At 42.6% G+C, this 23818-nt stretch carries 35 protein-coding genes, 2 tRNA genes, 1 other RNA gene and 1 pseudogene; 29 read left to right on the top strand and 10 right to left on the bottom strand.

The window, feature by feature from the left end; translation table 11 throughout:
• The first annotated feature begins 13 nt into the window (after positions 1-13).
• The 9 genes from JNE38_RS16795 to JNE38_RS16755 all read left to right on the top strand — a co-directional run bounded on the left by JNE38_RS16795 (position 14) and on the right by JNE38_RS16755 (position 4907).
• Positions 14-1240 (top strand): efflux RND transporter periplasmic adaptor subunit, encoded by a 1227-nt coding sequence (locus JNE38_RS16795; protein ID WP_203357603.1) that lies wholly within the window; start codon positions 14-16, stop codon positions 1238-1240.
• Between the two features lie 225 nt (positions 1241-1465).
• A complete protein-coding gene (locus JNE38_RS16790) occupies positions 1466-2176 on the top strand; it encodes a cytochrome c biogenesis CcdA family protein (RefSeq protein WP_203254811.1) in 711 nt (236 codons plus the stop codon).
• Positions 2177-2199: 23 nt separating this feature from the next.
• Complete coding sequence (locus JNE38_RS16785) at positions 2200-2733, top strand: TlpA family protein disulfide reductase (RefSeq protein WP_203254810.1); 534 nt, start codon at positions 2200-2202, stop codon at positions 2731-2733.
• Positions 2734-2978: 245 nt separating this feature from the next.
• Positions 2979-3179 (top strand): hypothetical protein, encoded by a 201-nt coding sequence (locus JNE38_RS16780; protein WP_203254809.1) that lies wholly within the window; start codon positions 2979-2981, stop codon positions 3177-3179.
• A 170-nt stretch (positions 3180-3349) separates the two neighbouring features.
• Positions 3350-3505, top strand: coding sequence for a YycC family protein (locus JNE38_RS16775; protein WP_203254808.1), 156 nt, complete (start codon positions 3350-3352; stop codon positions 3503-3505).
• Positions 3506-3645: 140 nt separating this feature from the next.
• Positions 3646-4212: a thioredoxin family protein gene (locus JNE38_RS16770; protein WP_203254807.1), complete on the top strand. Its 567-nt coding sequence runs from the start codon at positions 3646-3648 to the stop codon at positions 4210-4212.
• Between the two features lie 87 nt (positions 4213-4299).
• Positions 4300-4611, top strand: a complete 312-nt coding sequence (locus JNE38_RS16765; protein WP_203357602.1) for a hypothetical protein — start codon at positions 4300-4302, stop codon at positions 4609-4611.
• A 107-nt stretch (positions 4612-4718) separates the two neighbouring features.
• Positions 4719-4800: transfer RNA gene (locus JNE38_RS16760), tRNA-Leu, on the top strand.
• Positions 4801-4833: 33 nt separating this feature from the next.
• Positions 4834-4907: transfer RNA gene (locus tag JNE38_RS16755), tRNA-Gly, on the top strand.
• 63 nt (positions 4908-4970) lie between these two features.
• Here JNE38_RS16755 and JNE38_RS16750 read toward each other — a convergent pair.
• The 4 genes from JNE38_RS16750 to JNE38_RS16735 form a co-directional block, all read right to left on the bottom strand.
• Positions 4971-6164 (bottom strand): site-specific integrase, encoded by a 1194-nt coding sequence (locus tag JNE38_RS16750; protein WP_203254806.1) that lies wholly within the window; start codon positions 6162-6164, stop codon positions 4971-4973.
• Between the two features lie 15 nt (positions 6165-6179).
• On the bottom strand, positions 6180-6530 hold the full coding sequence (locus JNE38_RS16745) for a hypothetical protein (protein WP_203254805.1): 351 nt from the start codon (positions 6528-6530) through the stop codon (positions 6180-6182).
• Positions 6527-7159, bottom strand: coding sequence for an ImmA/IrrE family metallo-endopeptidase (locus JNE38_RS16740; protein ID WP_203254804.1), 633 nt, complete (start codon positions 7157-7159; stop codon positions 6527-6529). Before JNE38_RS16740 ends, JNE38_RS16745 begins: the two co-directional genes overlap by 4 nt.
• An 89-nt stretch (positions 7160-7248) precedes the next feature.
• Positions 7249-7617: a helix-turn-helix domain-containing protein gene (locus tag JNE38_RS16735; protein ID WP_203254803.1), complete on the bottom strand. Its 369-nt coding sequence runs from the start codon at positions 7615-7617 to the stop codon at positions 7249-7251.
• A gap of 163 nt (positions 7618-7780) precedes the next feature.
• On the opposite strand from JNE38_RS16735, the gene JNE38_RS16730 reads away from it, so the two are divergent.
• From JNE38_RS16730 to JNE38_RS16695, 9 genes and pseudogenes are all read left to right on the top strand, one after another.
• Complete coding sequence (locus JNE38_RS16730; protein WP_203254802.1) at positions 7781-8014, top strand: helix-turn-helix domain-containing protein; 234 nt, start codon at positions 7781-7783, stop codon at positions 8012-8014.
• A gap of 27 nt (positions 8015-8041) precedes the next feature.
• On the top strand, positions 8042-8233 hold the full coding sequence (locus JNE38_RS16725) for a helix-turn-helix domain-containing protein (protein WP_203254801.1): 192 nt from the start codon (positions 8042-8044) through the stop codon (positions 8231-8233).
• A 100-nt stretch (positions 8234-8333) separates the two neighbouring features.
• A pseudogene (locus tag JNE38_RS31225) lies at positions 8334-8537 on the top strand (helix-turn-helix domain-containing protein); the annotation flags it as partial.
• Between the two features lie 30 nt (positions 8538-8567).
• Entirely contained in the window at positions 8568-8966 is a 399-nt protein-coding gene (locus JNE38_RS16720) for a hypothetical protein (protein ID WP_203254800.1), read from the top strand.
• The gene (locus tag JNE38_RS16715) at positions 8963-9154 is read left to right on the top strand and encodes a hypothetical protein (protein WP_203254799.1); all 192 of its coding nucleotides are present in this window, start codon (positions 8963-8965) and stop codon (positions 9152-9154) included. The genes JNE38_RS16720 and JNE38_RS16715 overlap by 4 nt, the downstream gene beginning before the upstream one ends.
• Positions 9151-9363, top strand: a complete 213-nt coding sequence (locus JNE38_RS16710) for a hypothetical protein (protein ID WP_203254798.1) — start codon at positions 9151-9153, stop codon at positions 9361-9363. The genes JNE38_RS16715 and JNE38_RS16710 overlap by 4 nt, the downstream gene beginning before the upstream one ends.
• Entirely contained in the window at positions 9360-9599 is a 240-nt protein-coding gene (locus tag JNE38_RS16705; protein ID WP_203254797.1) for a hypothetical protein, read from the top strand. Before JNE38_RS16710 ends, JNE38_RS16705 begins: the two co-directional genes overlap by 4 nt.
• Complete coding sequence (locus JNE38_RS16700; protein WP_203254796.1) at positions 9580-9804, top strand: hypothetical protein; 225 nt, start codon at positions 9580-9582, stop codon at positions 9802-9804. Before JNE38_RS16705 ends, JNE38_RS16700 begins: the two co-directional genes overlap by 20 nt.
• Positions 9803-9871: hammerhead ribozyme type II (locus JNE38_RS16695), an RNA gene on the top strand. Before JNE38_RS16700 ends, JNE38_RS16695 begins: the two co-directional genes overlap by 2 nt.
• Positions 9872-10092: 221 nt before the next feature.
• On the opposite strand, the gene JNE38_RS16690 is transcribed toward JNE38_RS16695, so the two are convergent.
• A complete protein-coding gene (locus JNE38_RS16690) occupies positions 10093-10647 on the bottom strand; it encodes a hypothetical protein (RefSeq protein ID WP_203254795.1) in 555 nt (184 codons plus the stop codon).
• Between the two features lie 229 nt (positions 10648-10876).
• Between JNE38_RS16690 and JNE38_RS16685 the strand changes: the two genes are divergently transcribed.
• The 5 genes from JNE38_RS16685 to JNE38_RS16660 all read left to right on the top strand — a co-directional run bounded on the left by JNE38_RS16685 (position 10877) and on the right by JNE38_RS16660 (position 14803).
• Positions 10877-11785: a YqaJ viral recombinase family nuclease gene (locus JNE38_RS16685; RefSeq protein ID WP_203357601.1), complete on the top strand. Its 909-nt coding sequence runs from the start codon at positions 10877-10879 to the stop codon at positions 11783-11785.
• Between the two features lie 12 nt (positions 11786-11797).
• The gene (recT, locus tag JNE38_RS16680; RefSeq protein ID WP_203254794.1) at positions 11798-12640 is read left to right on the top strand and encodes a recombination protein RecT; all 843 of its coding nucleotides are present in this window, start codon (positions 11798-11800) and stop codon (positions 12638-12640) included.
• A 171-nt stretch (positions 12641-12811) separates the two neighbouring features.
• Complete coding sequence (locus JNE38_RS16675) at positions 12812-13873, top strand: DnaD domain protein (RefSeq protein WP_203254793.1); 1062 nt, start codon at positions 12812-12814, stop codon at positions 13871-13873.
• Positions 13874-13885: 12 nt separating this feature from the next.
• A complete protein-coding gene (locus JNE38_RS30700; protein WP_238933347.1) occupies positions 13886-14611 on the top strand; it encodes a BRO family protein in 726 nt (241 codons plus the stop codon).
• 45 nt (positions 14612-14656) lie between these two features.
• Positions 14657-14803, top strand: a complete 147-nt coding sequence (locus JNE38_RS16660) for a hypothetical protein (protein WP_203254792.1) — start codon at positions 14657-14659, stop codon at positions 14801-14803.
• Between the two features lie 21 nt (positions 14804-14824).
• On the opposite strand, the gene JNE38_RS16655 is transcribed toward JNE38_RS16660, so the two are convergent.
• A complete protein-coding gene (locus JNE38_RS16655) occupies positions 14825-15043 on the bottom strand; it encodes a hypothetical protein (protein WP_203254791.1) in 219 nt (72 codons plus the stop codon).
• 104 nt (positions 15044-15147) lie between these two features.
• Positions 15148-15510: a zf-TFIIB domain-containing protein gene (locus JNE38_RS16650; RefSeq protein ID WP_203254790.1), complete on the bottom strand. Its 363-nt coding sequence runs from the start codon at positions 15508-15510 to the stop codon at positions 15148-15150.
• 852 nt (positions 15511-16362) lie between these two features.
• Here JNE38_RS16650 and JNE38_RS16645 point away from each other — a divergent pair.
• The gene (locus tag JNE38_RS16645; protein ID WP_203254789.1) at positions 16363-16569 is read left to right on the top strand and encodes a hypothetical protein; all 207 of its coding nucleotides are present in this window, start codon (positions 16363-16365) and stop codon (positions 16567-16569) included.
• 324 nt (positions 16570-16893) lie between these two features.
• Here JNE38_RS16645 and JNE38_RS16640 read toward each other — a convergent pair whose 3' ends face one another.
• From JNE38_RS16640 to JNE38_RS31220, 3 genes are all read right to left on the bottom strand, one after another.
• Positions 16894-17298, bottom strand: a complete 405-nt coding sequence (locus JNE38_RS16640) for a hypothetical protein (RefSeq protein WP_203254788.1) — start codon at positions 17296-17298, stop codon at positions 16894-16896.
• Between the two features lie 88 nt (positions 17299-17386).
• The gene (locus JNE38_RS16635) at positions 17387-17617 is read right to left on the bottom strand and encodes a hypothetical protein (protein WP_203254787.1); all 231 of its coding nucleotides are present in this window, start codon (positions 17615-17617) and stop codon (positions 17387-17389) included.
• Between the two features lie 78 nt (positions 17618-17695).
• Positions 17696-17869 (bottom strand): Spo0E family sporulation regulatory protein-aspartic acid phosphatase, encoded by a 174-nt coding sequence (locus JNE38_RS31220; RefSeq protein ID WP_428993732.1) that lies wholly within the window; start codon positions 17867-17869, stop codon positions 17696-17698.
• A gap of 753 nt (positions 17870-18622) precedes the next feature.
• Here JNE38_RS31220 and JNE38_RS16625 point away from each other — a divergent pair.
• From JNE38_RS16625 to JNE38_RS16605, 5 genes are all read left to right on the top strand, one after another.
• Entirely contained in the window at positions 18623-18829 is a 207-nt protein-coding gene (locus JNE38_RS16625) for an XtrA/YqaO family protein (protein ID WP_203254785.1), read from the top strand.
• A gap of 295 nt (positions 18830-19124) precedes the next feature.
• Positions 19125-19337, top strand: a complete 213-nt coding sequence (locus JNE38_RS16620) for a hypothetical protein (protein WP_203254784.1) — start codon at positions 19125-19127, stop codon at positions 19335-19337.
• Between the two features lie 21 nt (positions 19338-19358).
• Complete coding sequence (locus tag JNE38_RS16615; protein ID WP_203254783.1) at positions 19359-19862, top strand: sigma factor-like helix-turn-helix DNA-binding protein; 504 nt, start codon at positions 19359-19361, stop codon at positions 19860-19862.
• A gap of 161 nt (positions 19863-20023) precedes the next feature.
• Positions 20024-21340: an Ig-like domain-containing protein gene (locus JNE38_RS16610; RefSeq protein WP_203254782.1), complete on the top strand. Its 1317-nt coding sequence runs from the start codon at positions 20024-20026 to the stop codon at positions 21338-21340.
• Between the two features lie 506 nt (positions 21341-21846).
• Complete coding sequence (locus tag JNE38_RS16605) at positions 21847-23712, top strand: MICOS complex subunit MIC60 (RefSeq protein ID WP_203254781.1); 1866 nt, start codon at positions 21847-21849, stop codon at positions 23710-23712.
• Positions 23713-23818 lie beyond the last annotated feature (106 nt).

The raw sequence follows: 23818 nt of genomic DNA, 5'->3' as shown, positions 1-23818 counted from the left end.
GGACATATATATGATGAAAGTGAATAAACCCGTAATTCTGGCGTTGCTCGCCATCAGCTTGGTGGCAGGTTGTTCCAGCCCGCAAGCGGCAGAAACACCTACAGAAAAGACGGAGTCAGTTACACCCGTGCAGGTAGAGCAAGTCACGACCGGTGCAGTCACCTCGGAGTCCGGGCTGACTGCCAAACTGGCACCGAGTGAGGAAGTGCAAATCACCCCCAAAGTGAGCGGAAAGATTACGTCACTTCCTGTGAAGCTGGGCCAATATGTCAACAAAGGACAGCTGCTGTTTAAGATCGATGAACAGGATCTGAGCAACAGCGTTCAGCAAGCAGAGGCAGCGTACCGGGTGGCTCAAGCAAACCTGAGACAGACCAACAGCAGTTCGGACCAAGGTCTGGTCCAAGCGAAAAACAGTTTGAAACAGGCTGAACAAGCGCTGGCAGATGCCAAGATCAACCAACAGCGGATGCAGCAGCTGTTTGCGCAAGGGGCGATTTCTTCCCAACAGCTGGAGCAGGCAAACACACAGCTGACAAACGCACAAACCTCTTATGCGAATGCGCAGCAAAGCCTGCAAGCGGCTCAGCAAAAGACTGGCACTCAAGTTTCGGAGGCATCCGTCAATCAATCCGCTGTCAGTCTGCAAAACGCACGAGAGGCGCTGGCGAATGCAACCGTTACGGCTCCAATCAGCGGTTTCGTCTCCAGTGTGAATGGCGCGGTAGGACAAATGGCAGGGCAACAGCCAGTCGTGGTGATCGTGAACACGAATCCACTCTTGGTTAAAGCGAACCTGTCTGAGGCGGATATCACAAAGGTGAAGGTCGGAACAGCTGTCAAAGTAAACGTACAATCCACGGGTAAAACCATCGATGCCAAAGTAACAGCAGTCAGTCCCGTGATGGATTCCGCTCTCAAAGCGTATCCTGTTGAAATTACGATTCCGAATGCCGATAACGAATTGAAATCGGATATGGTCGTGAATGTGACATTCCCGAATGTTTCTTCTGACCAGAAGGACAGTCTGGTGGTATCCCGCAAAGCCGTATTCGAGCGTGAAGGCAAACAGTATGTATTCAAACTGGAAGGCGACGTAGCCAAACAGGTAGAGGTTCAAACTGGCGCTGGCTCCAGCGACATGATCGAGATCACTTCAGGCCTCGCTGCAGGCGATCAGATTGTTGTGAAAGGCCAGACCCTCTTGCATGATGGCGGCAAGGTAAGTATTCAAAAGTAATCAAGCAAAGCAGGGGTACGTAATAAGCAAAAAGAGGCGGGTAGGATCCGCCTCTTTTTTGTTCTATCGATGAGCTTCTCCATTTGCCAAGAAAATGATACATAACAAATATTACGTAAACAATATTGTCACAGATTTACGTCAAAGTGTCCTTCCCACTTTTGACAACCGGAAAGTTTCGCTACAATGAGGGAGATAGTGGATGAAACAATCGCGGAGGTATGTATGACTGGAAATCTTTCCATTTTGTTAGCCTTTGGTGCAGGCTTTCTCTCGTTTATCTCACCTTGCTGTTTACCGCTTTACCCGTCCTTTTTATCATACATAACAGGGATCACCGTCGACGAAGTGAAAAAAGGGAGGACCGTCTTTCAGAAACAGGCGCTCATGCACACTCTGTTTTTCATCATCGGCTTTTCCATTATTTTCATTGCGTTAGGCTTGTCGACTTCGTGGATTGGCAGCTTATTCGTGAACCAAAAGGACCTGATTCGCCAGCTTGGCGGCATCTTGCTGGTCGTCATTGGGCTTGTCATGCTACAAGTCTTCAAAATGGATTGGATGATGCGTTCTTTTAAAGTCGATTTAAAATCCCGCCCATTAGGGTATACTGGGTCCATACTGGTAGGCATGACGTATGCTGCTGGCTGGACGCCATGTGTGGGACCGATTCTTTCGGGGATTATTGTCATGGGTGTGACGGATCCTTCACGGGCCCTTTCGTACACCCTGGCCTATACGCTTGGGTTTGCCATTCCGTTTTTTGTCATGACGTTCTTTATCAGTAAAGTAAGTGCGATCGTCAAATACTCCGACCAATTTATGAAAGTGGGCGGGGGCATCATGATTCTGTTCGGGGTGCTCTTGTACACCGATAAATTGACGGACATTACACGTGTACTGATTCAACTGTTCGGTGGCTTTACGGGATTCTGATTGAGCAAACCAGAGGTGAAGACATGAACAAACTGGTGTTGGCGTTGCTGGTCACTGTGGGTGTGGGCTATGCCGTTTGGCAGCAGCCCCAAGAATCAGCAGCAGTCGTAGCAGAGGTCCAAAAGCCGGTGGTAGGCCATCTGGCGCCCCATTTCACCTTGACGGGCTTAGACAACCAAGTGTATAAGGTTGAAGGAAAAAGACCGAAGCCTGTTCTTCTCAACTTTTGGGCCTCCTGGTGCGGACCATGCCGCATGGAAGCACCGGATCTGCAAAGGCTGTACGAGAAGTACAAAGATCAGGTAGACTTCTATGGGGTCAATGTGACCAATAGTGATAGTCCAGAAGCCGCAGCAGCATTCGTCCAAGCGTACAAGCTGACGTTTCCCATCCCCATGGATGTTGCGGGGACTGTTTCCAATCGTTACTTGATTCAAGCCTTCCCCACGACTTATCTGGTGGATACGCAGGGGGTCGTGAGGGCAAAGATCATCGGCATGATCGATGCGCCGACTCTCGAGCTTGAATTGCGCAAGCTTTTGAATGAAAAACCATAGTAAGCATGAAGAAAGGCGCTGTGCCCAAGCACAGCGTTTTTTTGTTTGGACATTTTCTCGTGGGCCCATGGCGGCTTCTGAAGCGTCTCTGGCGGATTCTCATAGGCAAACCATTCAAATAGCAGCCGATGGGAACTGGCAATGCCCATTTTGAAGTCAAACGTCTAGTTTTGTACCCTTGCCTAAAGAAATAGGTTGTTCTCCTTCATAGACTGGAGTGATCTCGGGCTAAGGGAGGAGAACGGATGGCCAAGGCAAAGAAAATTAAGAAGAAAAAAAACTCTCGTCAACATCCCAATCAATTGAATTTGAAGATCGTGACTTCTAGTACCTGTCAGGTGTGCAAGCAGCAGTGTGCCCGGGGATTGGCATATCTCGAAGAAATGTCCCAGCCCGGTGCGATCGGCTTTGGAGTTCCCTGCATTTTAACCAAGCGCCAGCCATGATGCTTGGCCAGACACTTTTTGGCGAACTTTCCCACAGATTATCCCTCTTTCCATGAAAAGGGGGATTATTTTTTATGGTTTGGTTACGGCACCGCCTTCTATGGCAAGATCGTCTGGCATGTACTATACTGAAGAGACTTCCATTTTCACGACGAAAGGAGGGTGATTTTGTGCGCCCATTGCAAATATCGCCCGAGACAGCTGTAAAACTGGCTGAGAAACTGAATGTACCACTCGAACAGCTCATGCATATGCCGCAGCATATTTTGATGCAAAAAATGATGGAGCTGGCCAAGCAAGAGGAAGAGAAAGAAACCAAAGAGTAAGGGCGAGGAATGGGTGACGATCCTGTACCGCCATTCGCATCGTATGAACGCATGTCAAAACTGTTTCTTGAGACAGGATAATGGCAAACGATGTGGAAACCTTACAAACATACATAGAAGAAATCGAGGGAGGAAACGCGATGTCGACCAATGTGTCCCACAAGTTTCGCACGGGTATCAAACCACAGGCTTTTGTAGATGGCATGACGAAAAATCAGGAGGCGTTCCTGGGATGGAAAGAAGCCTTTTCGTGGCCGAGCGAGGAAGATCGCCAGTTTTTTGCATCCCTCGCCAATCGAGATGACCTGCGCTGCCTGATTCTTGCTGCAGATTGGTGCGGTGATGTGGTCCGCAACATACCGGTTGTTCTGGAAGCACTGAAAGACACGGAGATTCCAACTGAGATCCTGATCATGGAAGAGCATCTGGAATTCATGGACGAAAATCTCACAATGGGCGGGCGTTCCATTCCTGTCGTCATTTTTGCTGACACAGGCGGACACGTACTGGCGAAGTGGGGGCCACGTCCGAAGCACGTTCAGGAAGTCATGATCGCTTTCAAACAGCAAAATCCTGATCGCAATGCTCCGGATTATGATGAAAACATCAAAGTGGCTCGTGCAGAAATGCTCAAGCAATATGGAGAAGGTCCGGGCTATCAGGCGGTTATCGTCAAAGAGCTGAGAGAGTTGTTGTCTTCTATCTAAGGGAATGGCACGATGTGAGCCAACGGGCGGGGGAAGCTCTCCGCCTGTTGTTCGTGAAAAGTGAATCGGAAAGAAAGGTTGAACGATATGCATTACTACGGCAATGAAACGATTATGTCCCTGGAGCAAGTACTGCGGTTGAAGCCCTCTGAGGTCCGAATCCTGGAATGGGTGCGTACATACGAATTCTTGGAAAACAGCTATGGCATCGATGAGTCTGTCCCTTATTTCCTCGACATCAAATGTGAAGTGGAAGGCGTGCTTATTCGTAAAAATCGAATCGTCGATTTTCCCGAATATGTGTGCGAGGCGGAGCAGCGTTTTTCAGACGTAGAAGCTGCATTGACCGTGTTTCATCAGTGGGCAGAGGAAATTCTGCAGAAGATCGACAAAGTCTAATTGGAGACATGGTGACTGTACAGACTTTCTCGTAGGTTTTTTGGAAAGGTATCCCTATTCTTGATTTTCTATTAATCATGTGCTATAATTGTCGTATAGTTTGAAATGCCGGTGTGGCGGAATGGCAGACGCGCGCGACTCAAAATCGTGAGGGAAACCGTGGGGGTTCAAGTCCCTTCACCGGCACCATTATTTACATACGGATCTCTGTGGTCCTGATTTGCGGGTGTAGTTCAATGGTAGAACTCTAGCTTCCCAAGCTAGTAGCGTGGGTTCGATTCCCATCACCCGCTCCATACGAAAAGCCTTGCGTAGCAAGGCTTTTTTTATTTCACACTCTATAGAGCTTGTTAGTAATATTACCCTTTGGGGACGGATTGGGGACCAAATAATTTGGGGTCAAACTTATCAAGCTTAGAGGCAGCATCTTTGCTTACTTTTTTTGTTACATGAGCATAGAAGTCAGCAGTTGTTGAGTATTTTGTATGGCCTAATCGTTCTTGTACAGCTTTCAGATCAACTCCAGCTTCAATAAGGAGTGTCGCAGCAGTGTGACGCAGATCATGGAGTCGAATGAATTTTAAACTATGTCGCTTAATGAATTTTCTCCAGGTACCAGTGGGGGTGGTGTGATGATAGGGTTTTCCATGACCGTTATGGAAGACAAACTGTCTATCTTCGCCTAGCCATTGCACACCAGTTTGCAACTTTTCCTTTTTCCACTCGCGAAGATATTCCCTAAGCTCACGCATATACCAAGCTGGCATTACGACGACTCGCTCCGATTCTGCAGTTTTAGTCTTGCCAATTATCGGCGATCCATTTTCCGTTAGGGAAATACTTTTCCTAATTGAGAGAGTATTCTCTTCAAAGTGAACATCTGTCCACTCTAATGCGAGCAATTCTCCTCGCCTAAAACCTCCGATTATAGCACCAAGAAAATATAACCTCCACACTGCTGGCTCTTTATAAAGTGCCATTATTACCGCTTTTGCTTCCTCTGCATCATAGAATTTCATCTTACGTTTTTCGACTTTTGGCTGCTTCACTCCTTCCATAGGATTTTTTTGAATCAGTCTCCAGTCAGTTGCTTTCGATAAAACGCTTTTAAGCACTTTATAAATATATAGAATAGTTGAGTCAGATAAAATACCATTTTTACCGTCTCGTCTTGCTTCTGGATTCCGTAAGTCATTAAGGAATGTCACTACATGTAGGGTTTTGATTTGCTCAAGCTGTTTGTGCCCAAAAACAGGGTTAATGTGTGTCTGAAGATGAACTAAATAGATTTTCAATGTTCCCGGTGAAAGCTCGCGTTCAGCAAACTTCTTCATCCATTCATTGTCTACAAACGAAGAGAAGGTCATCTTTTCGGGTGTAATGTACTCACCAGCTGAAACTTCCGTTACAAATTTTGCAAGTTCAAGCTTTGCTTCACGTACCCCAGTTGCTTTAACTGTTTTCGAACGTTTAATTCGTTTTCCGTTAGCATCATAACCTAGTTCAACAATAAGGCGGTAAGAGTTTGCACCTCGCTTTTCTATGCTTGCCATTATTCTAAACTCCTCCTAACAGAATGATTTCATCTGTAGTACTTCTTCAAGATCAGAAACCTGTAATAACAAGTACTCTGCATCCCAATAATCTTTCATGTTCTCTTGAGCGCGTTTGCGTAAGGGGGCGAGCTGGATACCAAACTTCCCGATTTTCTCTTCATTTAAAGTTAAGTCACCCAGGGTTACGGTGATGCCCATCTTTTCTGAAATGAAGTCCTCAGCGCTTTGTCTTTCAAAGGGGGTTTCTATAGGCACATAGGCCGTATCTCTATTCCAATTTAGTTCCCCTTTTCTAAAGGTTATGACGTACCAAAGAGGGGAGAGGACTCCTTCAAAATAATCGTAATAGACCGCAATTTTCATTGAATGACTACTCCTTTACTTTTTTCTAACTTTCGGCGAATAGCTGTTAAGAAGAGTTGTTTAGTTTCGTCTGACCAATTAGAGGGATTAGATTTACTATGCTGATTTTGGAAGTACGAGTTGATCGTTTTCTGATACTCTTCTTGATTGATGCGGCTTTTAATTTGTCGAAATCGTTGAACAGCAAGAGGCAGAGGTGTTTTGAAGATTTGCGCCCACTGGTAAGGTACGTTGTGCTCCAAATCAGGCATATCAAGCTCCTTTATCATAAAAAATGGAATCGATGCGTACAGCTGAAACATTGTTGCTTGAGTTTCTTGTAAATCCCTGAAAGCCTTAGGAAGCATTTGCTGATTACCAACATGACGAAGTGGGTGACAAAGCTCGTGATAAAATTCGCTTCTTTGTGTAGCTTCATCTAGCCGAGAATCGATAATAATAATAAAATCGCCGGTACCATCCTCGATCCACCTTGCATGTGACCGGGTTTTAAGGAGGGCGATCTCTCCACCAAAAGATGCAACAACGTGTTCTAAGGAGAGATCATCTGGAGTAGTAATGGAATGCTGCAAATAGGTTGTGGTAATCCATTCCTCAAGTGGAGTCATCTTATACAGTGAAAGGTCCATTAGTATCCCTCTTCCCAAACATATGTTCGTGTATATAGGTGAAAATAATAGCCCAGAGGGCTATGTATGTCATCACAGAGGAGTTTGATTTACTTTTCGCGTTCTTTAGCTCGTTTCTCTTTCATTCTTCGAAAGAGTTCCAGACTCTCTTTGAGGTACTCTACTTCTTCTTCTGTTAGATCGTCTCCGCCGGTAATAAAAGCAAGTCCCATACGTGAATCCTCGTTATCATTGGATGCACTAGGATTATTTAGCGAAAGAGGTTCTTTCCCTGATAGGAAATCAGTAGTGGTTTGATATAAGTCGGCAAGCTTTTTTAATGTGTCAATGTCAGGTTCATATGTATCTGATTCCCATTTTGATACAGTTGTGTTGTCGATACCCAGGCGTTTTGCAACATCTACTTGGGTAAATTTCAATTGTTTTCTTTTAGTTTTTAATCTACTCCCAAGAGACATTGTGGCCACCACCTTTGCTGTTTCATCAAATTAAGAATATCATTTTGATCAAATGTTGGGAATGATATTGATTAAATAGCAAACTAATAATTGACAATTGATCAAAGCTCAACTATTATTAAATTAACAAGTTGAGTAATCATCAAATAAAGGTGGTGAAACTATGAACCTAGCTGAATTGAAAAAGTTGAGGATACAGAAAAGCATTCCACTTCATGAAATGGCGAAAGCGCTAGGACTAAAAACTGCTGGGGGTTACCTAAGAATAGAGAACGGCGAAAACAAATTGAAGGCGGAACATTTACCTAGGCTTGCTATTAAATTCGAGTTGAGTCTGGATGAGCTAATGGCTCACCTTTTTTTAGAGGAAGAACTTGATGAATGCTCAAGTTTTTGAGAGCGAAACGCTGAAAGGATGATTAACATGCAACCAACAACACTAACAGTAACTCAACTAGCTGAAAGACTCGGGGTACACCAGGACACTATCTACACCATGGTCCGGCAGAAGCAAATCCCACACTTCCGAATTCGATCACGCATCTTCTTCAGATCAGAAACTATCGATGCTTGGATGAAAAATCAAGAAGAAAGCAATGCAAGAACAGCTGGATAAACATTTAGAAAAAAGCCCTCGGGAGAGTTTCAAAACCGAGGGGGAAAGATTAGCACATTCTCATTGTACTTAGAAAACCAAATAGAAAAGAGGAGAACACATGGGGAACAGCAGCACAACCATTTCTCTATACTCTCGCTCACGGATACACGACATATGTGAATATGCATTCCGGAATCAACGGACAGGCGAACAAATGACGTACGAATCACTAGGAAAAAAGATTGGAAGGTCGGCCAGATGGGTGTCGGATGTGATTAATGGAAGGGCAACTCCTTCCCGGGAGGACGCAGAGGACTTCGTAAGGATCTGTGACAACCATCGAGCCATTCGTATGCTGAAGCACATGTACGGTGATGCTCCGCCACCTACCGATCCGCGTCTCATGGGGGACTTCACTGGGACGCTTTATAACCTGATCAAACAATGCCAAGACGTTATTGAGGAAGCGCAACGGACAATAGAGTGGGAGCGCAATCGTAGGCCTTGGAATCCCATTTCTGATAACGATGAAAGACTTTTGAAGACCTTCGGGAAGCACATCGAGGATCTTTTCCAGGTAGGTGATGACGTACATATCCTGATGGACGAGCGCTACGGGATTGATCCAGTCGTTCACCAACATAATTGGCTGGTGGAAGCGAAAGCTCAGGAAATTGTAGTAAGTGACCCTCGGGAACTGATGCGCCGTGAAAGGCAGGAGATACTTTTCGCAGGAGGGAGCCTGTTATGACCTTGAACCACGAATGGAACCAGCGTTTACTGAACGTCTTGGAACGAACATATACCTATGATGCAGCTATGACAGATTTGCTCATACCGGAAATTGCTAAAGGCATAACCACTTCAAATGAGCAAAACGAAAATTACCGAGCAAGAATGCTTCACTTCAAAGCAGATTTAAAGGAGGAGACGTTATGAAGGATCTGACAACAGCAGCAGGTGTGATTGAATTGGTGAGCAATGCGGATCGACCAGTAGGACGTAAGATTATCACCCTTGGGGAAATGGTTGAGCTCCAATTCATGGCAGAAAATGAAAAAACCGCCTGCAGCGAACAGACGGCCTTAAGGAAAACATTTTGGATGCTAGTAGTATATCACGCATCCATAGGGAGGACAAGCTTTTGAAAAAGTCAGTGGCTTCTCAAATAGCAGAATTGCAGCGTGAGCTTGAAAATGCAGAACAAGCTTATCGACAAGCGGATGATGATTGGCGGTTGGTAGACACGCAATACGTACAATTGAAACGCTTGCGTGAAGAACTAGATGTTCATAAACGTGACTTGGCTCATGAGATAGATTGGCGTGTACGAGAAATCGCAGCTTTAGAGGAGGCACTCAAATATGAGCGTACCATTGCTTGATTTCCAGAAGTTCGTGGAAATTACTGAACCGTTCAGACAGCGACAACTCGAAATACTGGCATTCGATATGAACGTCAGTAAGATTGAGTGGACAGTACGCGATGTGATCGAAGAATTAGAATTACTGGTTGATGGGAGAGCAACAATGGCGCCTGAAGAGTTCATCGATGGGATTAGAGAACAAGCAAGGCGCTTACTTAAATAGTCGAAACCGGGGCTAATCCCCCTGGTCTGCCGGAGTTGACCTACCGGCACTGATGAGACAGGTCATACATAACGGGGCAAAGAGCGTGGCGCAGTCAGTGGAGCTGCAACGGCCGCGTAGAGGTTGGGACGCGGCAGCCTCGTGACTAAACAGAGAGGGGGAAAAGAAGGAATCAAAAACCACCAATTAGATGAGCTTTTGGGTAAGCACAAGTAAAAGGCGGTGAGGGGAAAGTGTTTAGGTTTTTGAACAGATGGGATTTTTTTATTCCACTGGCCGTAACATTTCTTATTTACCAACTATATTGTCGGTAAATTGCAAGAGAGTTAATGCAAGGTAACATACTCCTCCCAATGCCATCAATTGAGGTATAGAAATGAGAAGTATATCAATGTACATCCTTAACTTACTAGCATAATGCCTGTTATTCAACCGATAGTAAATATCTCTTGTTGGCAAAAAAAGTCTTGCCCTTGTTCTTTCAAACTCTCTGTCAATAAGGACGGAAAGATGAATAAAAATATCATCAATTTCCGACTTGCTCTCAGGATTAACGATTTTGGATTCTAGTAGCCTACACCAGTAAATTATGTTTGGTTCAATCAATTCATAATGTTTATCTACAATTGTCAACAGTTGACTAAGTAAATCCTTCACTCTCTCTTTTCCGATGCTACGGCAATTTTGGTAAAGATATGGCTCCATTATACGGAACATCGGCAAATAAGCTGAGTATAACTGTTTCTCCAAAGGTGCTTTTGAGAATTGATACCTAAAACCATAATAAATCAGAAAAATACTTAGGAAAATTCCAAACCATTGCAAAGCATCACCAGTCCACAAGTATTACCATCTCCTAGAATCAAAATAAAAAGTACTGTGCTTACGAGTTCTTTCGACAAACTGTTTCGACAATGATGATGAAATTCCTACAAATAAAAAGACCCAGCGGGGCAACGCTGAGTCCTTGGCCGATATAGCGATTGGGAATCTACTTCAATCGTATCTGATCGGCCCTCACAAATCAAGAGGAGGGATTGACATAGCAATAGCAGTTGCTTCAACAAAAGAAATGGATCGGGAGTTGTGGCTGCAATTTCGTCGGAAAGGGATCGGGGGAAGTGATGTAGCTGCAATAGCTGGGCTAAGTAAATGGAAGTTCACTGTAGCGGTCTATCTAGAGAAGATTGGACAAACTCCTCTGGAAGATGTTCAAAGCGAGGCAGCCCACTTTGGTTCCATTTTAGAAGATGTCGTAGCGCAAGAATTCACTCTACGTACAGGACTGAAAGTAAAACGAAGAAACGCGATCCTGCAGCATTCGGATTATCCATTCATGCTCGCTAATGTTGATCGCCTCATTGTAGGAGAACGTACTGGATTGGAATGTAAGACCGCCAGCGAATATCTAAAGCATGAGTGGGAAGGTGAAGAGATCCCGCCACAATACCTAATCCAGTGCCAGCATTACATGGCTGTTACGGGGTACACCGCCTGGTGGATTGCGGTTCTAATCGGAGGAAACAAATTCATTTACAAGAGGATCGAGAGGGACGACGAGATTATCCAGTACTTGATCAATCTGGAATCCGAATTCTGGAACAATCACGTTTTGACAAAAATACCGCCGATGGTAGACGGTTCAGAAGCTTCTACGGCCTTGCTGAGAAATATGTATCCGGTTGGGGAATCGGAGAGTGAAACTGAATTACCACTTGAGGCAGACGTAATCCTCGAGCAGCTAGAACAAGCAAAGCAGGATGAGAAGGTTGCAATTGATCGAGTGACGGAACTGGAGAACCGCCTTAAAGCCATGCTTGGCGAAATAGAGACAGGAATTGCTAGTAAGCACATCGTCAGTTGGAAGAACATGACGACACATCGAATTGACAGCAAGGCGTTGGCCAAAGACCACCCTGACATTTACCAAAAGTATCTTAAACCATCTGTTTCGCGCCGTTTCGGTGTGAAGACGGTGTAAAGGAGGATATAAATGGCGACTAATCAGGATATTAAAAACCAACTTTCCAGTAGAGCAAATCAATCAGCCCAGAAGCAGTCACCCGAACAAACAATAGCTGCTTATCTAAAACGAATGGGGCCGGAGATTGAAAAAGCTCTTCCGAGTCACATGAATGCTGACCGTATGGCACGAATTGCCCTGACTACGATGCGTACCACACCGAAGTTGCTGGAGTGCAATGTATCGTCTCTACTTGGAGCTGTCATGCAGGCTGCTCAACTAGGCTTGGAGCCGGGGCTGATCGGCCACTGCTATATCCTTCCGTATGGTCGCGAAGCACAATTCATAATCGGCTACAAAGGGATGATCGACCTGGCGCGAAGATCCGGAAACATCGAAAGCATTTACGCTCACACTGTGTACGAAGCTGATGAGTTTGATTACGAGCTAGGACTCCATCCGAAATTGCATCATAAACCTGCAACCGGCCGGCGTGGTGAAATGAAATATGTATACGCAGTCGCACACTTCAAAGATGGTGGTTACCAGTTCGAGGTAATGGACAAAGAGGAGATCGAAAAACGAAGGTCTCGTTCCAAAGCATCGAAGAACGGTCCTTGGGTTACAGACTACGAAGAAATGGCAAAGAAAACAGTCATCCGACACATGTGGAAGTATCTGCCGATCAGTATCGAGATGCAGCAGCAGGCTACGCAGGACGAAGTGGTACGCAAAGATATCACAAGTGACCCAGTGAGTGTGTACAACGATGCGATTGAGATAGACATTTCATCTGCGGAGTCAGTCCGTATGGAAGAAGAAAAGCAAGATTCCTCAGCTGCAGAAAACGAGTCGCTTTTTGACACGCAATGATCAATCAGCAGCAATGGTTTCTACTCCCGGATATGTACCGCACGTTGGAGGATCCAGAAACACTCAAGCGTTTCGCTGGGGCTTACATGAGAAGGTACTATCCGGAATGGAATCCTATCAAGATCAACGATTATAGAGTCCTGGCTGAAAGGCGGGGGAGGGAACAGAAAGATGATGCCGTGGTTTAGGTTGTATCCAGAGATACTAAAAGACCCCAAGATTCGCAGGTTTACCACCGTTCAAAAGTGGCTCTGGATCACTGCTATGTGTGAGGCAGCTCAAGCCTCGGAGCGTGGAAAGCTGTTCATTGCAGATGGTATTGAGTATGCGGACCAGGACCTCGCTCAAGCTGCAGGTCTTCCGTATAGCGAGTTGGAGTATGTAAGTGGTTTTATCGATATGTGTGTCACGCTAAAAATGATGGAACGTCACGCGGACGGTGGCGTGACACTTCTGAATTTTAACTCCCGTCAGTACGAAAAACCGTCCGATTCTGCTGAAAAAACACGCGAGCGAAAACGTAAGCAGCGTGAAAAAGAAGCAGCAAATAAGAAAGGAAAGCCATTTGAAAGTGCTGGTACATCAACGTTTTCAAGTGATGAACATAAGGGTCACGACAATGTCACGTCTTTGTCACACGAAGTCACGCCGATTCACGCCTTAGATACAGACTCAGATACAGACTCAGATGCAGAATCAAATTCATATTCAGAAGCAGATGATAAAGAACCACTACTACCCTTACCCTTCACAAGAAAAGAACACAAGCCAGATGTTGTGGTGGTCGGTGGTAGAGACCTCTATGTTTTCAAAAGTGTAATTGACCAGTACAAGCACTACTTCGTCAGGGACCTAAATGAGACCATCAAGAATTTACTACATAGCTACCTCGAAGACGAAGTGCAGATGGATATGCTTGCCTGGGCGATGCGAGACTCGGCAGAAAAGGGCAAGGACTGGAATTATGCCAAGGGTACAATCAATAACCTTTTCTCTCGCGGAATTAAAACAGCCGAACAAGCGGATCTAGCAGACCAGGAATTCAAGAAAAAACAACAAGAAAAGCCGTCTGGGAAGATTGTTCAACTGGTGGACAAGCTGCCTGCTTCTGTGGAACGGCAGAGAGAGCTGGAGAGCAGCGGACAGCCAGCGGAAAAGGGGAAGCTTATAACTGATGATCCAGAGTTGGCAGCGATGCTTCATGGACTTCGTGCTAAAAGAGTAGGGAATTAGGGGGAATGAGTTTTGAATCAAATCCAAATCTTTGAGAACGTAGAATTCGGTCACATCCGATTGATCAAAATCGATAGCAAACTGTATGCAGTGGGAAACGACGTGGCAAAGTCTTTGGGCTATGTGCGACCGTACGAGGCTGTCACAACACACTGCAAGGGGGCGGTAACTTACCGTGTCCTAACAGGTGGTGGGGAACAGGATGTCAAGGCTATACCGGAGGGCGATATTTACAGGCTGATTGTGAAAGCCGCGGATCAAAGTAAGAATCCGGAGATCAAGGAGAAGGCCGAGCGATACGAGCGGTGGGTGTTCGACGAGGTTCTGCCGTCCATCCGTAAGACTGGAGTTTACGCAGCAGAGCAAAATAAGGTCGTTGCTCTTAGTGAACGACAAGCACTTGTCCAGTCCCTGAAACTGACAGCTGAACTGGCAGAGGAAATGGATGAGGTGAAAAGCATCACGCAGACCCACGGGCAGAAGTTAATAGAGTTGGAACAGAAAGTGGACGAGCAGATTACTATCGACCATGGGGAACAGCGCCAACTTCAGAAAGCAATTTCCCGGAGGGTATACGAAGTAGAAAGAGATCCGCAGCAGCGTAGCGAGCTATTCCGTCAACTCCATCGTGAAATCAAAGACCGTTGGGCAGTAGCGAGCTACCGTGATGTAAGGCGTATAGAGCTCAGACAAGTACTTCGCTATATAGATGCTTGGATGCCAAGAAGAACCGCATAAACGGGACTACAAGCAACATACGGAGCCAGAGGAGGAAAACTAGAGATGAGCGATACGCAGAAACAAAAGAATAAAGGCCCTGTAATCATCCCGAAAAAAGTCTACGACTGGGCACGTAAAACAAGTTACAGCAGCCCAGTTAACAATTTCAAAGTTGGTGGAGGGAGACCATCATGGAACGGGGGTAAATGAAGTTGCTCGCAAAGAATTTAGCTACTCAGGGTAGCGTAGCCCATGGCTGTTAAAAAGTTCTCGGACATGGTTATAAACTCGTACGTGCATGTTGGGAAAGACAATGGCGACTTCGCCTTCTTCAAGCGGCAGCTTATTTGATGGTTGTTCTATAACGAACGGAATCTGCATGGAGGTCATTGCCTCTTTAAGGTAGCTGACCTCTGACCAAGGGATCGAGTAATAAAAAGACTTTTCCATACAAACAACTCCTTTTGGTCATTATGCCATGAGGAGCTGGGACAAAAAAGTGAATTATCAAAAGCTCAATTATGTTAAATGGGCACTTGGTGTGGATGAGATAGTTAATCTAACTGACCGTAATCTTTTAAGCGCAACAAGGTATCTTCTGTAACAGAGAATTCAGCCTTCCCACAATTTTTGCATACAAACATAACCAAGCGAAGAGTTCCTTTAATTAGATCACCTAGTTCACCAAAAAATAGATTACTGATTGATGATGACCGTTGTAATTCTTGATCACCTAGGAATAGCATCTCACCATGACACTTTGGGCAGTGTTCAACTTTTGGCACAGACTCTTCGTTTAATTCAGGGGTTTTAAAATTTGAAGAATCTTGTTTCTCAAAATCAACTAGTTCGTTCCCGCAATTTGAACAATATCCGTTAAATTCTGAAATTTCGTTGTCACACCAAGGGCATCTCATTGAATCACCTCAAGGACAAAATATACTTCTAGAAAATTATACCAGTTTGTGGGAGAGGATGGTAGTAACTGATTTGAGTAGTTATCACAATGTGAAAAGCGTTAAGTTGCTTTCATAAGAGCTTTCTAATCTTCTGGACGATACGTGTCAGCGCTAGTGCATTGGTAAATAAAAGAAGTATGAAGGGAACAAGAAAATACTCCTTTTTGCTCGGGATAAACACTTCAAGATAGTGGAGAACGACCAAAAGAGCAATATAAAGCAAGTTCAAAAAAAACAAAAAGCGACTTGGTATCAACGTTGAGAAAATAAAACCAATAACAATCAAGATTATGCAGAGTACAAAAAACACTGACTGTCACCTCAGATATTTATCGAGTCTAAGGTGATGATAGCACAAACGGAAATATCATACAGACGCGTTTAGAACTATACTCAATAGTTATTCAGAGAAATGGGGGAGTAAATTGTACTCTGCAGGAGTAAACGGAGCTGTCATTCTTATTTGGGCCATTGTCGGGCTCGGGGGTGGAGCTATAGTTGGGCTAGGAGCTCTTGTCTATCACTGGTCTGCTTAACAAAACGGTAAGTTGGTTTAGTTGTTCAACCACCAAACGGGAACTGCTTAAAAGCAAGGTACAGAACAAAGAAACCAAGAAAAAACATAACCACAAGAAAAAACAATATGTAAATGATTTTTCTTTTCATGGTAATCACCATTTTCGCAGGAGGTTTCAATGCACTGTTTACATTAGAACACAGGATGAAAAAACATCAGAGTACCAAATAAAATTGGTACCCAATCACCAGCTTTTCAAAACACACGATTTGTTAAATGGGAGGGTGAATTGCATGAAAAAGTATCTTGCGATTGCTAGAAGCATCAACGGGCAAGAAAATTATTTGCGGACTGGTTGGGGAAGTGCAGATGCATATACAGACGATCTCGGAAATGCGATGCTGTTTACTTCTTTAAACCAACTTCCCCCAGTAGCTCATTGCGACGAGTATATCGTTGAGGTGCAGGAAGATGACGAAGGAAGTCTGTCAGTTATTTAACACGACAATCGATGTGTTAAGGGGGACTAGCATCCCCCTTGATAAATCATTTAACGGTTGGTTCTTCCATAAACCAAAGAATATATGAACATCTTTTACAAATAAGGATTGGAACCTCTCTATTTGCCCAATCAACTCCGAAAAATGTGGCTCCCCTTGTGTTTAACTGGCGATAGTCCTTGTCGAAAAGGAAATGTTTACAACATGGGCAGGTAATAGTCTGTTCAGCAGCTTTATATTGCAAATTAATCAGTCTCCTTTGCTTTTTTAATAAATACGTTATTGACCCCTAGTTGTTTCAAGAAAATGGTAATTCATACAACATTACATTTGTCTCGTAGCAAATCCAAGAATAAGTGAAATAAGTGGACCAATGACAGCAAGGACTCTTGAAAGCACAACATTTTTTATTAGCTGCGAAAGAAAGAATGTAATAGAGCCAAAAACTGTAATAAGGGTAAGTTGGTAGGGGAAAGGTAAGAAGAATTGAAGGATCAGTGCAAATAATCCGCCTAAAAGTGCAAAACTAAATAATCCTAACCAATAGCTTATTATGTTTTTTGCATGGAGGATTTGGAACAAAAAATAACCAAAAATTCCCCCAATAAAAATAAAAGGTGTAATGATAGCGAGCAACTTTATGTTTTCTAATGGATTGTGGATTAGTAGAAAATATACCAGAGTGGAACCAATTAGCGAACCTGTACAGCCTTTAAAATATGTAACCATCTTATTCCAACTCTCTTTACAGTTTTTCCTGATCAATTGCAACACCACTGTTATTTATTTACAAAGACCTGATTTAACAAAAGAGAAATTATGTTGAGGAATCTGTGACAGAAGCGTAAATATTACGTAGAGCAGATTCATTAACATTCCAGCCCTTTTGCTGAGCTATTTCAAGGATGGAAGATAGTTTAAAGAGCCTACCACATTTGAGGGTTTGATAAGGGGATCCAAGATAGCCTCGATCGATATAAACCGATGCTTTGTTTTTGGGCCAAGCAAATAAAGCTTCAATTTCAGCATTAGAAAGCAATGGTTCCATTAGAGCAACTCCTTTTGTTGTTTATAACAACATATTAACAAAGGTGGTTGTTGAATACAACAAATATGAGTTAGCGCTTTAGTTTGGAGCAAAGGGGTGTTTCAAGTCATATAAACGATTTAACAAAGCATCGAGTTGTTGACTAATCGAGATCATGATAGGGTCAGTCAATTTATAGTCTTTTGCTAATTTGTTAGGTTCAGTTCGTAATAGTTCAATTTGTTCGCATAATCGTTCATGTTCGGTAATCATCATCAGGCCCCATCTATACCAAATTGATCCAAATTATAACATTTATAGGTATTTTGGTATAGGTGTTTGGGCTCAGTTGGGTTGCTGATTTAACAAAAATATAAATGGTTATTTAGACATTAAGAGGTAAATAGAAGTATTCAAGTTGAGTAAATGGTGCTGTAATTCTTATTTGGACAGTAGTTATAATTTTAATCGTTTTTGTAGTTTTGATTGGAGCTTATGTTATAACTGGTAGCTGGCTTATGACCTTTTGCATACCCAGATATGGCTGCAAAAAGTTCGGAAATAAAAAGACCATAGATAGATTAGATCTATGGTCATGATGACTGCCAATTTATAGTTATTCACGTACTACCCTAATAAATGTGTCAATCTAATATGATGACAGTCACCGATAGTAAAGATACCACAAAATTAAAAGGATAGATTGAGGAAACATATGTATTGATATTAAATGGCTAACGACCAGTTAAAAGTTGATTGCACAGAATTTAAATCTGCCTAATAGACCAAAATAAATAACTTAGAACGATAAAGCAGAAGGCAAGAATTGCGAGCCCAATCACTTTATAAGCCCAATATTTAAAGACCCAACCCATAAGTAAGAGTATGAAAGCAACTATAAAGGAGACAAAAAGTAACTGAAAAAAGTTCATATGAATCTCCTTAAAAGATAGCCCCCAGTCGGGAGCAAGATGTATGTTCGTGATAACCACATTATACAACGGACAAAGAATAGGGGGAACCGAAATGAGCACACGAGCTAAGGAAGTAAAGATAGATATTAAAACGATGACAATTACTGTCCCAGTTGGAAAAGATCTGAGCATGATCCTACTGGATCCGAAGCAAGGAAAAGCAAAGATTATCCCTCTGGTAGAGCATGGTGAGACCGTGGTAAAATCAAGTCAGGGAAAGATTTCCAAGGTTGATTATCGTGAGAGTGAGTTGTTTTAATGACCAAACAAAGATTTGGGATCGGCATTACGGCAGCTAGTTTGATGCTTATCTTTACCGTGATAGGCTTTTACTACGCGAATCAATCAAGCACTCCATTAATGACATACCAGTGGTTTGTGTACCTTCCACAATTTATTGGATCTTTGTCGTTCATTACTTTTTATGTCGTAGTTTATCGGAGATCTAAAAATAAAAAGTAGCCTGATACCGAAATACGGGAGGGCGTCAGATTCACACCTACTATTGGTGTGTTCTGGCGTCCTTTTTATTTTGCCTGAAAGGAGGACAAACCATGGCAAAGGTTCGTGACTTATTGAAGTTCAAGAAACAGAAAAAGAATGAGCCAATTAGCTTCGCTGAGCACTTGGAACGGGCAAAGGAGCGCCGGCGCAAGTCGCTGCCGAATAAACCGGCCGAAGTTATGAGGTTAGATCAACTGAGACGATTAATGGGGGATACGGGTCCAAGGCAGTTTCTGAAGGACAAGGGAAATAGGTGTAAATAAACGCGCGGGGGAGGGGGTCTAATGCAGGATTTATTGAAAAGTTACAAAGAGACAAGAAGAGGATTGAACGCCGCCTACGACGTGCGTAGAGAGGAGGCAGCGAAGGGAAACGAGGCGGCAATGACTGAACGTCAACTAATCAGTGAGATGCGCGGGGAGGTAGAATGGGTCATTGAGTGGCTTGAGACCGGGAGACGACCAGGAAATAAGCGTGGAATCGAACGGCGAGCTGCATACCAGAGGGAGAAACTCATGGATCCTCTCCGGATGCAGGCATTTGCGGAGAGAGGGAAGGCCGGTAGTCCAGTTAATTTAAGTGAATGGCAGCTCGAGCAGATTGAGGATGCGTTATGTTGTTTAACGGAGAGAGAGCGTGATTGTTACGTGATGGTACACGGCCAATGCTTTTCGTTAGAGCAATCAGCTGATTTATTAAACCTCACGAAGAGTAGCGTGCAGACGTACGTCAATCGGGCACAAGTCAAAATTTCAGAACGTGTAACGTCTAGCCTCTTCCTTGCTTGAAGAGGCCATTCTTGTCATACGTGCCCCTTAATGTCTGGGTAATTTAATATAAATGAACAAATTTACTTACTTTCCTAAAATATTTCTTAGCCCCAGTTAGAAACATTTTACAGATCCCAACGTCTCATATATTTAGATAAGCAAATAGGAGGCTAATTGAAATGAAGAAGCGATTTGTTTTTCTTTTCTCAGTAATCACTTTGTTTTTTCTTGGGTATGAAGGATTTGCAGTAAAAGCAAATGCCGAACAACTCTCTGGTAACGAGGGAATTGTAACATCACAAATAAACAATTTAGTAGACAATAGTTTGATTGAGGCAAACTACAGTAAATTAATGATTAATAAAGGCAGTTCAAAGACGGTTGGACTAACCTACGGAAATGCAATATTAATAGGATCTGCAGCAAAATGGAGTTCCTCTACACCATCAGTCGCTACTGTAACAAATGGAAATATTAGCGCTATAGGGGAAGGAAATGCAACAATTACAGCAGTGTACGATAACCATGAAGTTAGTATAGAAGTTACTGTTTATGATCCAAGTTTGAAAGCAAATTTCAGTAAATTAACATTAAGTAATGGTAAGTCTACAACAATTGGCCTAACATACGACAGTGAGACTCTTCCACCATCAAAAGCAAAATGGGATACGAGCAATTCGTCAGTAGTTACCATAAGTGACGGAGAACTTAAGGCTAGAGGAAAAGGAGTTGCCACTGTATCAGCAAAATATGGCGGTAAGGAAGTTAAAATCAATGTAACAGTTACAGATTCGGAATTGAAAGCGAATATTAGTAAAACATCTATAAATGTAGGGGAAACAAAGGAAATTTTATTAACATATGATGATAAAGCGATGTTAGCATCAAAAGCAACATGGAGTACTACTAAAACTTCAGTAGCTACAGTTACAGATGGAGTAATTAAAGCAAAAGGAAAAGGAACAGCAACTATTAGTGCAAAGTACGCGGGTAAGGAAGTAAGAATCGACGTAACTGTTATTGATGTGAACCTCTTAAAGGCCAACACTAAAAATGTTTCTGTATATGTTGGTGATACGCAAAAAATTAGTTTAACCTATGACGAGAAAACCCTATCGGGTTCGAAAGCAAAATGGAGTACATCAAAATCTTCAGTAGTGACAGTAACAGATGGAGTTATCAAGGCCAAATCAAGAGGAACGGCAATTATTACTGCTAAGTATGCGGACAAAGAAGTGCAAATTAATGTTAATGTGTCTAAGATTATTCTAAAAGCTAATGTAACTAATACATCAATTAGCAAGGGTAAATCTAAGACTATTACATTAAATTATAACGATAAGAATCTTTCGGGATCAAAAGCAAAATGGAGCACTTCTAAATCTTCGGTAGCAACGGTAACAGATGGAGTTATCAGGGCCAAATCAAAAGGAACAGCAATTATTACTGCTAAGTACGGGGGAGAAGAAGTAGAGATTAAGGTTACCGTTAACTAATAAGGAGTTGAGTCTCCTATATTGTGCTAGGTACAAATAATCGGATTGAATAAGATTCATAGATTATGAAATCTCAAGTAAAGGAAAAATAGTGGAACACGTTATGAACAGCCTCTTTCCTAATCGGATGAGGCTGTTTTTTTGTAGGGCTAGCATGGATGCTCTTTATGGGATCTGATATTATGAGGAATTTGCCATGATTAACGATCGGGGCATTGAAGATAGGGTTGGTTCGTACATGCTCATTCATCTGATTATTGCGTATCTAGGTTTCTAAGAAAAGTTTCGACTGCGTGCTGATGGTTAACGGAATATTTAGATGTGGCTAAGCTAAAAATAGCTGATTTTTGTCATACGAAAGCCCTCTATAAGTGAGTAATACAATTTTGTAATAAAAGAATTCTGGTAAAAATTACGAATATGTATTTACAAATTTTGGGGAACAATGTAAATTTATATACATTAATGTACATAAATGTAAAATTATGAAAAAACGGGAGGGTATCATGAAGAAGTATGTAACAGGTTGTTTAGCACTTCTACTAGCACTTACACCATTTACATCAATTGAAGCCTTTGACAAGACGAGCAATCAAAAAACAAAAGCAATTGAAATGGTACATTCCAGTGATGAGCCTAATGAATTGTCTATTACCACGAATTTTGAAAGAAAGAAACTAAAGAACAAAAAAGGAATTATCGAGCTGGACGTAAAGGTAAAGCTTGAACAAGTGACTTCTGAGAAGGTCGAATTTACCTACGTTTTATCCAAATTTAATAGTGATAGCACTGTTGATACGATTGCAAAGGAAAAAGTCTTCCGTGAGCAAATTAAAGAAGAAAAAAAGTTGCATCTTTCTTTTGATTCACTCGAAGTGGGTCAGTACAAATTAGCTTTGCAAGCAACTTCGGAGATTAGTGAAGATGAGACTTGGGGTGCTCGTGAAGATGTTTATTTTACGGTAAAAAAGGGAGCAGTTATTGAAGGATGGGAAACGGATGCTCCAATTGGAATAGCAAGAGAAGATATACAAGTACAAGAAGACGAGTTGAAGCAAGAGGACGAGGTGAAGCAAGAGGACGAGTTGAAGCAAGAGGACGAGGTGAAGCAAGAGGACGAGTTGAAGCAAGAGGACGAGGTGAAGCAAGAGGACGAGTTGAAGCAAGAGGACGAGTTGAAGCAAGAGGACGAGTTGAAGCAAGAGGACAAGTTGAAGCAAGAGGACGAGTTGAAGCAAGAGGACGAGTTGAAGCAAGAGGACAAGTTGAAGCAAGAGGACAAGTTGAAGCAAGAGGACGAGTTGAAGCAAGAAGACGAGTTGAAGCAAGAAGACGAGCAGAAGCAAGAGGATGAGCAGATTCGAGAAGACAAGCTCAAGCAAAATATAAATTTGCTTGCTACAAATATTACTTTATCAGGTAATGTTAAATTTTATGACAGAGACAATAATTTAAAACCACTGCGATTTGCAGAAGCAACACTGCAATATAAATTATCCGGCGATACTTGGTACAACTTTAAAACAGTAACTACGGATTCTAATGGAGCATGGTCACATACATTCGATGTTAGTTACAAGAACTATAACCAGTTTCGAGTTCAATTCTCAACAGTAAGTCCCGCTTTAGGATCGGTCGTAACTACTTCTAATAGTGGTGACACTTATAAATTCTTATCCACTGCGATTAACAAAGTTGATTACCCTAACGGGGGGAATATTGGAACTACTATTATTGCTTCGAATAATGCTGCGCTTTCTGCTGTATGGCTTTTTGATGATATTTATAGAACACGTGACAAATTTATTTCTGTAAAAGATCCAGGGGCAGTTCAGATTGTTTGGAAGGAAGCTAGTAACCCAGGAAATTACTATCTCCCATATGAAGATGTTATTTTTCTTGATTCCAATGCTCCTTTGTCAAAATTTACACCTGTGCACGAAATTGGACATGCTTACATGGATAATATAATGGGTATGCCTCAAAAAAATTGTCCAAGTCCTCACTATCATAATATAAGTTCAAAAGATTTGGGATGTGCGTGGACTGAAGGTTGGGCAGATTTTGTAGCTTTAGCAGTTAATGATAGTTCAAGATATACATGGGCGAATGGAAAATCTGTAGATTATGAAAATACATCAACGTGGGACCAAGGTGATATGGTAGAGGGAAGGGTTGCAGGTGCTCTTTGGGATATGATAGATACGACTAATGATGGATTAGATACAATGAGTACCTCTTATTTAGATATTATTAGAGTGCTTACCACGAAAAAGCCAGCGACCTTCAATGAATTTTGGAAGGGTTGGATAGCTAGTTCATATAGTCCAAGCTATATAGTTTGTTTGAATCAAAATACAATCTATTACTAATCTCTTCGAAAAAAGCACCTTATGGTGCTTTTTTCTTTATATTAAAGAAAAAAGAGTCCTCCAATAAGGAGAACCCCGAATGTATGTTCGCATATACATTATAACA

It is taken from the genome of Brevibacillus choshinensis (assembly GCF_016811915.1).
In the GTDB taxonomy this organism is placed as follows: domain Bacteria; phylum Bacillota; class Bacilli; order Brevibacillales; family Brevibacillaceae; genus Brevibacillus; species Brevibacillus choshinensis_A.
The sequence above is the reverse complement of the archived record's forward strand: the minus strand, read 5'-3'. Positions and strand labels throughout refer to the sequence as shown.

Excerpts from the sequence above, each read along its gene's own strand:
- JNE38_RS16615 (WP_203254783.1), top strand. The coding sequence starts at position 19,359 with ATGCAGGATTTATTGAAAAGTTACAAAGAGACAAGAAGAGGATTGAAC.
- JNE38_RS16735 (WP_203254803.1), bottom strand. The coding sequence starts at position 7,617 with ATGTCTCTTGGGAGTAGATTAAAAACTAAAAGAAAACAATTGAAATTT.
- JNE38_RS16660 (WP_203254792.1), top strand. The coding sequence starts at position 14,657 with ATGAGCGATACGCAGAAACAAAAGAATAAAGGCCCTGTAATCATCCCG.
- JNE38_RS16720 (WP_203254800.1), top strand. The coding sequence starts at position 8,568 with ATGCTGAAGCACATGTACGGTGATGCTCCGCCACCTACCGATCCGCGT.
- JNE38_RS16750 (WP_203254806.1), bottom strand. The coding sequence starts at position 6,164 with ATGGCAAGCATAGAAAAGCGAGGTGCAAACTCTTACCGCCTTATTGTT.
- JNE38_RS16795 (WP_203357603.1), top strand. The coding sequence starts at position 14 with ATGAAAGTGAATAAACCCGTAATTCTGGCGTTGCTCGCCATCAGCTTG.
- JNE38_RS16770 (WP_203254807.1), top strand. The coding sequence starts at position 3,646 with ATGTCGACCAATGTGTCCCACAAGTTTCGCACGGGTATCAAACCACAG.
- JNE38_RS16740 (WP_203254804.1), bottom strand. The coding sequence starts at position 7,159 with ATGGACCTTTCACTGTATAAGATGACTCCACTTGAGGAATGGATTACC.
- JNE38_RS16640 (WP_203254788.1), bottom strand. The coding sequence starts at position 17,298 with ATGGTTACATATTTTAAAGGCTGTACAGGTTCGCTAATTGGTTCCACT.
- JNE38_RS16785 (WP_203254810.1), top strand. The coding sequence starts at position 2,200 with ATGAACAAACTGGTGTTGGCGTTGCTGGTCACTGTGGGTGTGGGCTAT.
- JNE38_RS16780 (WP_203254809.1), top strand. The coding sequence starts at position 2,979 with ATGGCCAAGGCAAAGAAAATTAAGAAGAAAAAAAACTCTCGTCAACAT.
- JNE38_RS16685 (WP_203357601.1), top strand. The coding sequence starts at position 10,877 with ATGGATCGGGAGTTGTGGCTGCAATTTCGTCGGAAAGGGATCGGGGGA.
- JNE38_RS16765 (WP_203357602.1), top strand. The coding sequence starts at position 4,300 with ATGCATTACTACGGCAATGAAACGATTATGTCCCTGGAGCAAGTACTG.
- JNE38_RS16675 (WP_203254793.1), top strand. The coding sequence starts at position 12,812 with ATGATGCCGTGGTTTAGGTTGTATCCAGAGATACTAAAAGACCCCAAG.
- JNE38_RS16745 (WP_203254805.1), bottom strand. The coding sequence starts at position 6,530 with ATGAAAATTGCGGTCTATTACGATTATTTTGAAGGAGTCCTCTCCCCT.
- JNE38_RS16710 (WP_203254798.1), top strand. The coding sequence starts at position 9,151 with ATGAAGGATCTGACAACAGCAGCAGGTGTGATTGAATTGGTGAGCAAT.
- JNE38_RS16620 (WP_203254784.1), top strand. The coding sequence starts at position 19,125 with ATGGCAAAGGTTCGTGACTTATTGAAGTTCAAGAAACAGAAAAAGAAT.
- JNE38_RS16730 (WP_203254802.1), top strand. The coding sequence starts at position 7,781 with ATGAACCTAGCTGAATTGAAAAAGTTGAGGATACAGAAAAGCATTCCA.
- JNE38_RS16725 (WP_203254801.1), top strand. The coding sequence starts at position 8,042 with ATGCAACCAACAACACTAACAGTAACTCAACTAGCTGAAAGACTCGGG.
- JNE38_RS16635 (WP_203254787.1), bottom strand. The coding sequence starts at position 17,617 with ATGGAACCATTGCTTTCTAATGCTGAAATTGAAGCTTTATTTGCTTGG.
- JNE38_RS31220 (WP_428993732.1), bottom strand. The coding sequence starts at position 17,869 with ATGATTACCGAACATGAACGATTATGCGAACAAATTGAACTATTACGA.
- JNE38_RS16650 (WP_203254790.1), bottom strand. The coding sequence starts at position 15,510 with ATGAGATGCCCTTGGTGTGACAACGAAATTTCAGAATTTAACGGATAT.
- JNE38_RS16715 (WP_203254799.1), top strand. The coding sequence starts at position 8,963 with ATGACCTTGAACCACGAATGGAACCAGCGTTTACTGAACGTCTTGGAA.
- recT (WP_203254794.1), top strand. The coding sequence starts at position 11,798 with ATGGCGACTAATCAGGATATTAAAAACCAACTTTCCAGTAGAGCAAAT.
- JNE38_RS16610 (WP_203254782.1), top strand. The coding sequence starts at position 20,024 with ATGAAGAAGCGATTTGTTTTTCTTTTCTCAGTAATCACTTTGTTTTTT.
- JNE38_RS16625 (WP_203254785.1), top strand. The coding sequence starts at position 18,623 with ATGAGCACACGAGCTAAGGAAGTAAAGATAGATATTAAAACGATGACA.
- JNE38_RS16790 (WP_203254811.1), top strand. The coding sequence starts at position 1,466 with ATGACTGGAAATCTTTCCATTTTGTTAGCCTTTGGTGCAGGCTTTCTC.
- JNE38_RS16700 (WP_203254796.1), top strand. The coding sequence starts at position 9,580 with ATGAGCGTACCATTGCTTGATTTCCAGAAGTTCGTGGAAATTACTGAA.
- JNE38_RS16605 (WP_203254781.1), top strand. The coding sequence starts at position 21,847 with ATGAAGAAGTATGTAACAGGTTGTTTAGCACTTCTACTAGCACTTACA.
- JNE38_RS16645 (WP_203254789.1), top strand. The coding sequence starts at position 16,363 with ATGAAAAAGTATCTTGCGATTGCTAGAAGCATCAACGGGCAAGAAAAT.
- JNE38_RS16655 (WP_203254791.1), bottom strand. The coding sequence starts at position 15,043 with ATGGAAAAGTCTTTTTATTACTCGATCCCTTGGTCAGAGGTCAGCTAC.